Raw genomic sequence first — 12,718 nt, forward strand, 5'->3', positions numbered from 1 at the left:
TTGAATTTCTTGATGTTCAGCGGTTAATGCCTTAGCTTTTTGAGGCGTATTTCCGGCTCGTTCTTCTTGCAGTTGAGTTACCCAGCGTCGAATCGCTGTTTGACCAACACCCACGGCGTCACACGCTTCTTGAATGGTGTATCCTTGATCTAAAACTAGAGCTGCTGATTCGTGTTTAAATTTAGGAGGATAGTTTTTATAGGCCATTTGTAGGTTCCTTTGTTTAGGGCAGTTTACCCTACAAGCTGGTACGAGATTATTAAACCACTACAAACCTTGCCAACCAGACCCATAATAATTGGGATGGCGATGACGGCTGATATCACTCCTTCTACACTCGGTGAGATATCCATAATCCATTCCTTTATCACTAATTTATCAATCAACGTATTGCCTTAAGAAGACCGTGAAAGAACCAATGTCAAAATCACTACACAACTATCTTGCTTGGCAATTATTTCCGTTATTTAATATGCCGTAAATCATCAGCCTCTTTTAATTTAACCAACTAATGATACGATTTCGACAATTTTTCGTTTCTCTAGCTCACCATACTGCCATAATTAGTCAGTTTCTCAATATTATCAGCCATGCAATAATTTCCAAGGACAGTCTGCGTTGGGGTTTATCGAATTAAAGAGATTAGATCGCTTCTGAATTGACTTTCTTTGATTGTATAAAGTAGTCGAAATCAACCCTATTACAGAAATTCCATATCGTAGACATATTTTCAGTAATCGCCGTCGACACTGGGTTTCATCCAGTTCATGCAATGACATCTTCTTTTAATGTATTCTGAGAGACGTTAAAATCATTAGCTGAAATCAGCTCACCACCTCTATCTCTCCTTAATTACCAATTTCTTCACATCTTCAATCACTTACAGTTCTTGAAATTGGCGACAGATGCTTGTATCGCGAGATTCTCTAGGTTAATCAGAATTTCCTAAAATAAATATTGTAAAAACACTTCATAAGCTAACATGATTATGGTGGGAAAATAACGCCGAATGCCATTGGCACCAAATTATTGAGCGGATAAATAGTGCGATCTTTTATTTTTCACATCCGAGAATTATCGGCAATGTCGTTTGGGCGAAAGCATCAATGGAAAAATCTGGTAATATTTACTCCAAGAGTAAAACAAGGGACACCGGTACAATACCAATGCGACTACATTATCAAGTCGCGCCACCCACGCACTGGACAATTTTTATACTCACGAAATACTTAATCTGAGTTAATTATTTTTAAGGTTTAAACAGGAAATTAGCTAGCTCCTCCAAAAAGATAGCCCTTTAACATATATAAATATAAGCCCGTCGCTAAAATAGGTGAAAGGTATAGAGCGTGATAAATACCTTCGAATGGTATAAGAATATAAGCTAGGGTCATGCCTACCACGCCAGATCCTAAACAGGTAATAATGACCCATGGTTTCTCTACCATTAACTGAGGTTTACACAATTTTAAATTCACTTGCGCAACACCGTACAAACCTGCGATACCTAGAACTGATAAACCGAAAAATATTAGACTAACATATCCATTTTCGAAATCTACGTTAAATACCAAAATTCCAAATGCAATCGAAATTATAAGTAAGCAAGCCGGCCAGAAAAAGCAAGCGAGCAGTAATATTCTAATTAATATTTTTATCATTACACTCATATACATATTTACCACCACGATAAGAATTACACGCTAGCGTGCATCATCCAACAGTCTACTTTCCTTTTTCTAAGAAAATTCACGCTGAAATTTTAAAATAACTATGAACCGCAATTACGGTATAACAACACTCAACGATCTACTAAAAATCAGTCAGTGGTGAGTTCAATAGGAATGCCCTTTTCTACCTTATGCCTAATCGATTTTTGTAAGTTTTTGACATAGTTAAAGCTTGACAACCCTGATTAGATTTATTGCTAAGATCGCGGACCGAATAACTGAGAACCTACCACGTTATTATGCGAGTGAAAAACGCTGAAGGGAGAAAATTTAAAAAATTTTAGTTGATTGGCACAATAAAAGCTCGACACTTTATAGCATTGAGACTTATAGTCTCAATGAAGTGATTTTAGATGACAAATAATGGACGAATTGAAACTAGAAATCTAGAAAGACACACTATACCTTTTGTAAGAACCTCGCTTGTAAATACCTCGAAAGAGAAGCTTTAAGTGTAAGATTGAAAAGATATTAATCGTTTTAGACTCGATTAATTCGATTAAATTTTTCACCTATAAACACAAGATTTTTTAAGAATAAATCCACTCAGTTATTTCCGTTATTTAATTTCAACAATTAAACGACCCTAAATTAATACACCCATGAACTGACCGCTTATAATTACCGAAAAATAAAAACAAATTTTAAAAACGAAAAAACCAGCAAGATGCTGGTTTTTAATATTCACAAAGCTGACTGATGTGAGCAGTATTATTTTTTGTTATGGTTAAAAAAATTACACCCCGATAACGTTCTCGGCTTGTAATCCTTTTTCACCTTTGAGCAAATCAAATTCAACCATTTGGCCTTCGTTAAGTGATTTATATCCATTCCCCGATATATTTCTATAGTGAACAAAGACGTCTTCCCCTTTCTCGTTACGAGTAATAAACCCATAACCACGCGCATTGTTAAACCATTTCACTGTTCCACGACTTCTGTTTGACATGCCTATAACCTCATTATTTTTATAAAACACAAAATAAAACAACTACCACAAAGATTGACACTCTGGCAGGAATTACCGAAAAGGATTAATTGAAAAACTCATCGCGCAATACGAATAATTAAATTAGGAATTTTTCAAACTAAAGTTTTGCATTAAGCGCATCTAAATTTCAACGAATAAATAAAAATAAAAAAACATCTTAAAATAACTTTGAGAAATTAAACAATCTGAGAAATAAAAAATGCAACCAGAACAAAACAGTATTTACAATAATGATGAATCAATTTAACCAAAACAAAAGGCGAAACAGACTAATTCACGAGCTTCACATAAAGTTGAAAGCAACTGATTTTTTTCGCAATTATTCGTCCAGCATATTTTGTATTTTTAAAAAATGCTTATGATTTGATATTGCTTCTTATTTTTATACCTTAACGCAATTACATGGATGCCCGTTTATTCCCATCAGATACTCTAAAAATTTAAACGCTTTGTAAGCTATTTTTTGTATTCTCACACGAATTTATTAAAAAAATAATGAAGTAAATAACAAATCCACATTTAAAATTAATATGATACCTATTAAAAATGTCCACGCGGATAACAGATTCGCTATTGCGTTTATATTTGGCACTTAAAATCACATACGCAATCAAAACCTTTAAATACGTCGATACTCTATAGCATTGATTATGGGATTTTTTCTACTGACAGTCTCGGCAAAATAACCGATTAGCTTCTTTTTTTTGAAAACGACTTACGAACTGAATCAATTAAGAAAGTGCCAAGTATTTTTCTTGGCAATAAAAAAGCTTCTCTTAATTGGTAATTAGGAGAAGCTTTTTTGGGGATGGTTTTATAAAAATCGCGGCCTAGCGCTGTGCTTATCTTTTTTCAGCTACCGCGTAGATTCCAGGGAGATTTCGGTAGTAGGTTTTGTAATCCATACCGCAACCGAATACATAACGGTCGGGTACGTCCAAGCCAAGGTAGTCTGCGACTAAATCCGTTGCTTTGCGATCGTGAATTTTTTGTATGAGTAGTGCTGTCTTTACCGATGCACAATTTTTCTCGCGGCAGTAGTTTACAAGCTCTTGCAGCGTTACACCTTCATCAAGAATGTCGTCAACAATAATAATATCTCTACCTTCTAGGTCGAACGTGGGTTCTGCGATCCAAGAAAGCTTAGCACCTGTGGTTTTACTGCCGTATCGCGTGGCATGGATGTAATCCAATTGTATTGGTGTTGTGATTTTTTCAATCAGTTTAGCGGTGGTCATTAAACCGCCATTCATTACACACAACACAACCGGTACTTTGTTTTCGTAATCGCGATCAATCGCTTGTGCCATATCCGACAAAGCTTGGTCGATGACCTCAGGTGAATGAATAAGATCTGCGGTCTCTAAGATGGCTTGGGCTTCTTGAGCGAGGGCTAAAAATTCTGTCACGACTTGGGTTCTTCTTTAATTAACGGGTTTATTTCTTGAGATGTGACGGCATCAGGCAAGCTTTCTAAATGCAAACTGCTGGTAGGGAAAGCTATTTCTGCTTGATTACTCCGAATGATGTTTAACACTTTAAACAACACATCTTGCTTAACTGAATGATAGGTCACCCAATCAGTAGTTTTGGTTAAAGTATAAATAAAAAAGTTAAGTGAACTTTCTGCAAATTTATCAAAATTCACAATTATCACCAGATTTTGATCAATATCGGGATGTGATCTCAACATGGATTCGGTCTGTGCCACGATTTTTGGCAACTTATCAGCATCTTGATAACGAACACCAATAGTCTCGTAGATACGACGATTGGTCATTCGTGAAGGGTTCTCGACCGCAATTTGCGTAAAGATGGCGTTGGGTACGTACAAAGGACGCTTATCAAAGGTACGAATACAAGTTATGCGCCAGCCAATGTGTTCAACCACACCTTCAATGGATTTGTCTGGGGAGCGAATCCAATCGCCAACCTTAAAAGGTCGATCTAGGTGGATCATTAATCCGCCAAAAAAGTTAGCTAGCAGATCCTTTGCGGCGAACCCAACGGCAATTCCGCCAATGCCGCCAAAGGCTAACACCCCAGAAATACTGTATCCACGCATCTGTAGAATAATGAGAAGCGTCGAGATCACTACGCAAACACCCAAAATTCGACTCAGAGCAGCGGCGGTGGTTGGGTCGATCTTATGATTTGCAGAAACTTCGTTTTGGTAAATTTTCTCGGATCGGCGAATACCGCGAATTAAAAACCAAGCCAATAACAGGATAAGTCCGTATTGTCTGGCCGAAAATGCGTATTCAACAATTAGCTCTTGATCGCTAAAAGGTAGTGAAATGGCAAAGCTGATACCCAGCAGAAGAACCGCGAAGTTGAGCGGGGTTTTAAGGGCGTAAAAAAGGCAATCATCCCAAGGATTGACGGTTTTTTTGGCTTGGCAAAGCGAGCGCCTTAATAGCTTGCGCACCAGCCACGCGACAATCACCGTAGCCAATAACAAAAGGCTACACTGCGCGACCGGGTTTTCGACTAGTGTTGCGTACAATTGCGCCATAACGTTTACAGCTCGTTTGCTAGCCGGTCAAGGATATTCATTCTACGTTGGCTGAGTTGCGGATTAAATTCGTAACTGCCGTGGCAAAGCATGGTTTTTTTAATGTTTAACGCTTGTTTAGAAAGCGCAAAACCATCTAAACCATCAACTATTTCGGTGGCGCCGGATCGGTTGTTACACATCAAAACAAAATCACAACCGGCGGTTAACGCAGTAGCAGCTGCGGCCAAATAACCACCAGCTAATTTCGCACCGGCCATGTTCAGATCGTCGCTAAATATCAATCCATTAAAACCATAACGCTTTCTTAATATGTCTTTTAGCCATAGCGCCGAAAACCCGACAGGATTGCCATCGACATCTTCAAAAACGATATGCGCAGGCATTACTCCGGCAAGGCAAGACTTTTTAATCAGCTGCTCGAAAGGAACTAGGTCCCGAGCGGCGATCTCGGCAAGAGGCCGATGATCTCTCGGCAAATCAATGTGACTGTCAACTTTAACGAATCCGTGACCCGGAAAATGCTTACCAACAGCCTGCATACCCGCTTCGTTCATTCCTAAAATAAACGATTCTGCCAGCGCAAGCGTTGTTAAAGGATCGATAGAAAAGGAGCGCGAGCCAATAGCGGGGTTTTGGTTGTCGTCTAAATCTAAAACTGGCGCTAAGGTGTTATCGATACCGCAAGTTCTGAGCTCAAACGCTAACAGCCAACCCAGTTCACGAGCCAATGACAGGCCTTTTTCTGCGCTCTGCTGGTAGAGCTTTGATAAAGACGCCATAGGCGGAATGGTTGTTACGCCCTCCGTTAAGCGCTGCACTCGCCCGCCTTCTTGATCGATACAAATCAGCAAGTTTTCGCGGATATTTTTAATGTTGCGACATAAATGAGCGGTTTGTTTGGCCGTTTTAGTGTTGCGGGCGAAGAGAATGACACCACCCACATTTGGATGCATCAAAAGCTCTCGATCTTCCGCCGACAACTCGGTACCGGCTACATCAAGAATAACTGGCCCGGCACTTAAAACCTTGGCATTACCCATTTATAGATCCAATTCGAATAAAGATTACGCAATTAAAAAGCGGGCACACTAATATTTAGTCTGGGAGGTGTCAATAATTGCGGCTACAAAAGAAAAAAACTTCGGGCATAATTCAATTCTACATCGTGCGTTTCTAATCAACGAACATTGACTAAATTCTGATTTACTGGTTGCGTGTACAGTAGAAACACTGTATAAACTAAAACACTGTATATAAGACCAGCCCAGTGCGGCCAACACTGTTTTTAATTTGAAGAAACAATTGCAATAAACTTTGCCGTTTCGCCTTAAAAACTACCGCCCCACGTTTAAAGAATCAGCATATTAGACATGATTAAACTAACCGCTCGACAACAACAAGTTTTAAATTTAATTCGTGAACATATAGATGCAACCGGCTTTCCTCCTACGCGTGCAGAAATAGCTCTAGCACTTGGCTTTAAATCAGCCAACGCCGCAGAGGAACATTTGCGTGCCTTGGAGCGAAAAGGCGCTATTGAGATGGTGCCAAGTGCCTCTAGAGGTATTCGCTTAAAAGAACAGGTTGAGGAGTCTGGTATACCCATTATTGGCTTGGTGGCAGCGGGTTACCCAATTTTGGCGCAAGAAAATATCGAAAATTATTGCAATATCGATAACGCTTTTTTCTCGCCCTCAGCAGATTATTTTCTTCGCGTTCGCGGCATGAGTATGAAAAATGCCGGAATTCTAGAAGGTGATTTATTAGCCGTTCACAAAACAACCCAAGTAAGAAGTGGGCAAATTATTGTTGCCCGTATTGATGATGAAGTAACCGTAAAACGTCTAAGACGCGGTAAAAACCGCTCTATAGTTGAGTTGCTTCCAGAAAATGAAGAATTTGACATCATTACCATTGACCTTCGAGAGCAGGAATTTGCTATCGAAGGTATAAGTGTCGGCGTTATTCGACAAACCCAATAATTCGATTTTTAAGTACTTATATTACTGATACGGAGTAATAAAATGGATTCTGCACAACAAATGTCTCTGTTTACGGACTCCTTAGTCAATCAATTCGGCTTTATCTCAGAAACAACCGCGTTTACTAGACAGTCAATTAGAGCACTATCCAAACGTGCATCTAATACAGAAACAGCATCGCAAAGCGGTGCTGTTTTAAGCAACATTACTCAATTGGTAATTTCTAAATATTGTTCGAATTTAGATCAACTATTGTTGCCAATGATTGCACGTCAAACACAATTAGCGGGTAATCGATGGGTAAGCTGGGTAAGCGATGAAGTTATTGATAAAAATGTATTGCTTGACTACGGCGTAAATCTAAAAAATCTTCGCATTATTTATCCTAACAATACATCGGATTTATATTCCGTCACCGAAAAAGCATTAATAACAGGCACAAGCCATTGTGTAGTTGCCGTTTTTGATGGTTTTAACGACCAACAACTTGAGCAATTAACCCAAGCAGCCAACACTGGTAACTGTTCTGGATTACTGGTTACGCACCAGAATTAACAATCTGAATAAGCCTGAATAAGAAAGCTACTGTGAAACAAGGTTAAATATATTTATTGTTCTTACGTTAAGTAACTGTCTGCAAGCAATACAACGCATCTACAATTATTAAAACATTTATATAAATACAGAATTAACAACAGTGTAATTGCTTTGTTTATTCGGTCGCCACCCCGCTCTTTCAGTCTTATTTTTAATGACTGCCGCCTAAGCAGGCTTAAAATTTCTTAAAACTAAAAACTCAATTTTTTACAAAAACTGATTAATTCGAAATATAGATTCCCCAACCTAATTATTTATTGACTTTTAAGTCACCATCATTAGGTACAAAAAGAAACACAAAATACTTCTAAACAATACTTCTAAAAAAGTATTTCTGTTAATCACAGCCATTTATTTTCGAATTAGATCCATTCACAAAAATATTTACGGCATAAGAAACTCATCAAAACATAAGGTTAAGAATCTTTCATTAATGATTCCGTAGTTTAATCAAAGGAAAGTAGTTGAAAATACAATTTCCAATTCGCTCACAACACAACTCACAACACCACTCAGAACCTACCTCACTTATACTTTCTAAAATTGGCAACTCATACCTGCATCGCTCGAATCTCTGAGTTAATTGAAGCGTCGTTTAGAGTTTACTAATAATTGAAAAGATCAAATAAAACTAAAAAACTCTACTTGATCATTTAAGGTTCAGGCTAATCTAAACCAATTCAAACAAGATACCAAACAAACCACCTCGGTTTTTAACGCGCCCGGTATAAGCTATAAAAATTACTCCTTAGTCGATACTTCAAAATAAAAAACACACCAGTGCAGGTTAAGATGTGTTCGAAAATTTTTAATCAGCTTTTATATATGGATGAATTAATTTATAAAACTCATCGATGATTTGATCAGAGAGAAAAAAATTGACAATGCGAGTTCTAATATCTGGGTTAGCCAAAGTTTTCCATACACATAATCGTTTATATAAATAAAAATACATAATTTTAATGCTTCACAAAAATCGACTTATCACAACAAACAGTAAATAACGTTGCAATGTCCATTTGTCGATTAAATTAAAGATGTGTAAATCAAAAGCATTTAAAGATTGAAGATAAAAAATACTCGAATAAACATATATTCACAGGTAAAACATCATAAAGCATAAAATATTTACTTTTTCATATTTAAACAATATCTCACAAAATTGATGTAGCGCTTGAAACTGGAGTAATTTAATTAGCATAATTTCCAAAACCGAAGCCAAATTTTTTGGATAATAATCACTTCTATTTAAGCAAAGAGATAAAAAATGAGCTTAGTCACGCGAATTTTCACACAAAGAGCTCATTCGAGTCAGTTATCAAGACTTTTCTGTCTTCTTGGTGTAGTTTCTATCGCTTTTTTAAGTAATTTATCTCTAGCGGCGGAACGCCTAACTCTTACCGGTTCGAGCACGGTTGCACCGCTTGCGCTTGAGATGGCCAAACGCTTTGAAAAAAATAACCCTGATGTACGTATTGACGTTCAAACCGGCGGTTCATCCCGCGGGGTGAATGATGCTCGCGTCGGCCTTGCCGATATAGGTATGGTTTCTAGAGCATTGAAAGAATCTGAACAAGACTTAACCGCTCACCTCATTGCACTCGATGGTATTGGTATCATTGTTCACTCGTCGAATACTGTCAAAGAGTTATCTCGTCAGCAAATTATCGATATCTATCAAGGAAAAATTCGTAATTGGGCAGATGTAGACGGCCCCAACCTTGAGATTACGGTGGTAAATAAAGCAGAAGGTCGTTCTACTTTGGAACTTTTTCTGCATTTTTTTGAGCTAAAAAATAGCCAAATTCGTCCTCAAGTTGTTATCGGCGATAACCAGCAAGGTATTAAAACCGTTTCTGGTAATCCTGGCGCCATCGGATATGTGTCCATCGGCACCGCAGAGTTCGAACACAATCGCGGCACCCCCATCAAGCTTTTACCAATGGATGGCAAAGAAGCCACCGTAAAGGGCGTTGCCAGTGGCGAGTATCCGTTATCAAGACCACTCAATCTGGTTACCAAGGCGCAACCAGAAGGTTTTGCAGCAAGTTTTATTGAGTTTGCGCAATCTATAGACGTTTTAGATTTGATCGAAAATCAATTTTTCGTAGCACCTTAAGCCTATCCATTTTCTAAGTAGGTTCGTTACCGTTGTCGATAAAGCTTCGCCCATTTCAATGCGACAGTAAGCTCGATTTTGGCGTTGCCACAATCATGGGCGCCCTGTCGTTTGTCTGCGCAGCCTTGTTGTGTTTGATACTCGGCTTTTTACTGTACGAATCTTGGTCGTTGGTGGCCGATGGCCGCTGGTTAAGCTTTTTCAGTCAAACTGGATGGTACCCGTTAGAAGGCTTATTTGGCATGACGCCAATGATATTCGCCTCTTTGGTATTGACCTTTGGATCGCTGGTTATTGCACTTCCCGTTGGCTTAGCTTGCGCTATTTTTCTCGAATTTTACGCCAAGGGTTGGGTTAAAAAATCCTTTCAATCCCTCTTAAATTTGCTTGCCGGTATTCCATCTGTTGTTTTAGGCCTTTGGGGCCTAACTGAGCTTGTGCCTCTTATTGGCCAAATTAAAGCGCCCGGCACCAGCGTGCTTGCCGGAGCAGTCGTACTATCGCTGATGATATTACCAACCCTAGCGCTAACCAGTTACGCTGCACTGACCAGTGTCGATCGCTCGATTTTAGCCGGAGCGCAAGCACTGGGACTTACGCAAAAAACGCAAATCTTAGCCATCGCAGTACCGGCTGCCCGATCGGGAATTATGAGTGGCGTATTGTTAGCGAGTGCGCGAGCCTTGGGCGAAACCATGGTGGTTTTAATGGTTGCAGGCAATGTTGTACAAATGCCTTCTAGCCTGTTTGCACCAGTGCGCGCATTAACCGCCAATATTGCCTTAGAAATGGCTTACGCCCTTGGCGACCACCGCGCCAGCTTGTATGTATCTGGCTTGTTGTTGACGATTATTGTCTGGATTCTGGCTTATTTAGCCTCTTATCTTTTTAATAAAGGGAGAACCGTCTCCCATGATTGATCGAGCTTTTTCATTAGGTATCTATGCAATTATTGCGTTAGTGATTGCAACATTCGGCTGGATTATTGGCGATGTTATTATTAAAGGTATTTCGGTTGTCTCGTGGGAATTTTTAATTTCCGAACCCGAAGATGCTGGCCGTGCTGGCGGCATCGCACCCATTTTGGTTTCCACTTTATATGTATTAATTATCGCACTTGTTATTGCGTTGCCACTCGGAATTTCTGCGGCTATTTGGTTGGCGGAGTTTTCTCAAAATCAATCGCATACGCTACACGTAGGTATTATTTTGGATGTGCTCGCTGGAGTTCCATCTATCGTGTACGGACTGTTCGGCAATGCCTTTTTCTGCATTTATTTAGGCTTAGGATATTCACTCTTGTCCGGCGGATTAACGCTTGCCTGTATGATTTTGCCGGTATTTATTCGCACCTGTGAATCTGGAATTCGATCGGTACAATCTGACTGGCGTTTGGGCGGCCTAGCTTTAGGTATGCGCCGCTCTGTTGTGATTTGGAAAATACTATTACCAGCGGCAAAACCTGCAATCATCGCCGGACTCATCTTATCCATTGGCCGAGCTACTGCCGAAACAGCGGCACTGTTGTTTACCAGCGGTTATGTCGATCGCATGCCTGAATCAATTTTCGATTCAGCACGTGTTCTGGCGGTACACATTTATGATCTCACCATGAACGTAACCGGCGGTGATGAAACCGCCTATGGCTCAGCCTTAATATTGATTGTGCTAATTATTCTTTTAAATACTCTAGCCCAAGGCTTTATCGACTCTTGGTTTAAACGCAGTGGACATTACAGATGATTGTTGCAGAAACCCTAGCTCCCAGATTATCGGAAGACATCATCGAGAGTCGTGCACCCGCACACATCAAAGTGAACGAACTGGCTATTTATTACGGTAAAAAACTTGCCGTTAATGGCATTTCGTTAAGTTTACATCGGGGTAAAATTACCGCGCTTATTGGTCCTTCGGGCTGTGGTAAAACCAGTTTTTTAACCACACTCAATCAGTTATCAAAATTAAACAATCAAGTAACCGTTACCGGCGAAATACATTTTGACGGTGAAAATCTTACCCAAAATAATGTTGATCTATTAAGTCTTCGCCGCCGTGTGGGAATGATTTTTCAAAAACCGAATCCTTTTCCACTCTCTATTTTTAAGAATCTGGATATTCCACTGAAGGAACACGGTTTTAAAAATCGAGCCGAGAGAATCGAAAAAATAGAAAACGCCTTAAAAGCCGTTGGTCTTTGGGACGAGGTTAAAGATCGCCTGAATACCTCTGCACTATCGCTATCGGGTGGTCAACAACAGCGCTTGTGCATTGCCCGAGCGTTGGTTTTGGAGCCAGAAGTTTTACTGATGGACGAACCTTGTAGCGCGCTTGACCCCATATCGTCGGGCATTGTTGAAGAATTAATTTCGAGCCTGCGAGATAAATACACCGTGGTAATTGTTACCCACAATTTAGCTCAAGCTAAACGTATTTCTGACTATACCGCGTTCTTTTGGACGCAAAATGGTGCCGGCAAACTGATTGAATTTAATAATACTCGGCAACTTTTCTCTGGTCCCAAAGACGAACGCACCGCGGCTTATATTTCCGGAATTAAGGGCTAATAATAACGCCCTTATCGTTTACTGCTTTTTGTTTGCTCTGCCAACCACGCCTAGAATTCACTCGCCTAAAATCCACTCGAATATAAATCACAGTAATTATTCTCGATATCAGAATTCGCCGTTATTCTGAGCAATGTAAACCTTCCTCCCCCTTAATTCATCTTATAATTTTTGACGCTTTTGAAACCTCTGATTAACTCATCCATGATTTAATCAG

12 protein-coding genes are annotated in these 12,718 nt (G+C 39.5%); 6 read left to right on the top strand and 6 right to left on the bottom strand.

The window, feature by feature from the left end:
- From ACYQ28_RS05070 to nagZ, 6 genes are all read right to left on the bottom strand, one after another.
- On the bottom strand, window positions 1-207 hold a 207-nt coding region (locus ACYQ28_RS05070; RefSeq protein WP_460048538.1), incomplete at its 3' end, for a transposase.
- A 1,061-nt stretch (window positions 208-1,268) separates the two neighbouring features.
- Entirely contained in the window at window positions 1,269-1,676 is a 408-nt protein-coding gene (locus ACYQ28_RS05075) for a hypothetical protein (protein ID WP_460048539.1), read from the bottom strand.
- A gap of 790 nt (window positions 1,677-2,466) precedes the next feature.
- The gene (locus ACYQ28_RS05080) at window positions 2,467-2,679 is read right to left on the bottom strand and encodes a cold shock domain-containing protein (RefSeq protein ID WP_460048541.1); all 213 of its coding nucleotides are present in this window, start codon (window positions 2,677-2,679) and stop codon (window positions 2,467-2,469) included.
- 884 nt (window positions 2,680-3,563) lie between these two features.
- Window positions 3,564-4,130, bottom strand: coding sequence for a hypoxanthine-guanine phosphoribosyltransferase (locus ACYQ28_RS05085; protein WP_460048542.1), 567 nt, complete (start codon window positions 4,128-4,130; stop codon window positions 3,564-3,566).
- Window positions 4,127-5,236 (bottom strand): mechanosensitive ion channel family protein, encoded by a 1,110-nt coding sequence (locus ACYQ28_RS05090; protein WP_460048543.1) that lies wholly within the window; start codon window positions 5,234-5,236, stop codon window positions 4,127-4,129. The genes ACYQ28_RS05085 and ACYQ28_RS05090 overlap by 4 nt, the downstream gene beginning before the upstream one ends.
- 5 nt (window positions 5,237-5,241) lie before the next feature.
- Window positions 5,242-6,279 carry a beta-N-acetylhexosaminidase gene (gene nagZ, locus ACYQ28_RS05095; RefSeq protein WP_460048544.1) on the bottom strand — a complete coding sequence of 346 codons (1,038 nt, stop codon included), beginning with the start codon at window positions 6,277-6,279 and terminating at the stop codon, window positions 5,242-5,244.
- Between the two features lie 330 nt (window positions 6,280-6,609).
- Between nagZ and lexA the strand changes: the two genes are divergently transcribed.
- From lexA to pstB, 6 genes are all read left to right on the top strand, one after another.
- A complete protein-coding gene (gene lexA / locus ACYQ28_RS05100) occupies window positions 6,610-7,221 on the top strand; it encodes a transcriptional repressor LexA (RefSeq protein WP_460048545.1) in 612 nt (203 codons plus the stop codon).
- A gap of 42 nt (window positions 7,222-7,263) precedes the next feature.
- Window positions 7,264-7,776, top strand: a complete 513-nt coding sequence (locus tag ACYQ28_RS05105) for a hypothetical protein (RefSeq protein WP_460048546.1) — start codon at window positions 7,264-7,266, stop codon at window positions 7,774-7,776.
- 1,309 nt (window positions 7,777-9,085) lie between these two features.
- On the top strand, window positions 9,086-9,937 hold the full coding sequence (locus ACYQ28_RS05110) for a phosphate ABC transporter substrate-binding protein (protein WP_460048547.1): 852 nt from the start codon (window positions 9,086-9,088) through the stop codon (window positions 9,935-9,937).
- A 32-nt stretch (window positions 9,938-9,969) separates the two neighbouring features.
- On the top strand, window positions 9,970-10,857 hold the full coding sequence (gene pstC / locus ACYQ28_RS05115; RefSeq protein ID WP_460048548.1) for a phosphate ABC transporter permease subunit PstC: 888 nt from the start codon (window positions 9,970-9,972) through the stop codon (window positions 10,855-10,857).
- Window positions 10,850-11,680, top strand: a complete 831-nt coding sequence (gene pstA, locus ACYQ28_RS05120) for a phosphate ABC transporter permease PstA (protein ID WP_460048549.1) — start codon at window positions 10,850-10,852, stop codon at window positions 11,678-11,680. The genes pstC and pstA overlap by 8 nt, the downstream gene beginning before the upstream one ends.
- A complete protein-coding gene (pstB, locus tag ACYQ28_RS05125; RefSeq protein ID WP_460048551.1) occupies window positions 11,677-12,501 on the top strand; it encodes a phosphate ABC transporter ATP-binding protein PstB in 825 nt (274 codons plus the stop codon). Before pstA ends, pstB begins: the two co-directional genes overlap by 4 nt.
- The last annotated feature ends 217 nt before the right edge of the window (window positions 12,502-12,718 follow it).

The sequence above is a fragment of the Sessilibacter sp. MAH1 genome (assembly GCF_054658315.1).

Coding starts and splice junctions, on each gene's coding strand:
- pstA (WP_460048549.1), top strand. CDS start 10,850: ATGATTGATCGAGCTTTTTCATTAGGTATCTATGCAATTATTGCGTTA.
- ACYQ28_RS05080 (WP_460048541.1), bottom strand. CDS start 2,679: ATGTCAAACAGAAGTCGTGGAACAGTGAAATGGTTTAACAATGCGCGT.
- ACYQ28_RS05075 (WP_460048539.1), bottom strand. CDS start 1,676: ATGTATATGAGTGTAATGATAAAAATATTAATTAGAATATTACTGCTC.
- pstB (WP_460048551.1), top strand. CDS start 11,677: ATGATTGTTGCAGAAACCCTAGCTCCCAGATTATCGGAAGACATCATC.
- lexA (WP_460048545.1), top strand. CDS start 6,610: ATGATTAAACTAACCGCTCGACAACAACAAGTTTTAAATTTAATTCGT.
- ACYQ28_RS05110 (WP_460048547.1), top strand. CDS start 9,086: ATGAGCTTAGTCACGCGAATTTTCACACAAAGAGCTCATTCGAGTCAG.
- nagZ (WP_460048544.1), bottom strand. CDS start 6,279: ATGGGTAATGCCAAGGTTTTAAGTGCCGGGCCAGTTATTCTTGATGTA.
- ACYQ28_RS05105 (WP_460048546.1), top strand. CDS start 7,264: ATGGATTCTGCACAACAAATGTCTCTGTTTACGGACTCCTTAGTCAAT.
- ACYQ28_RS05090 (WP_460048543.1), bottom strand. CDS start 5,236: ATGGCGCAATTGTACGCAACACTAGTCGAAAACCCGGTCGCGCAGTGT.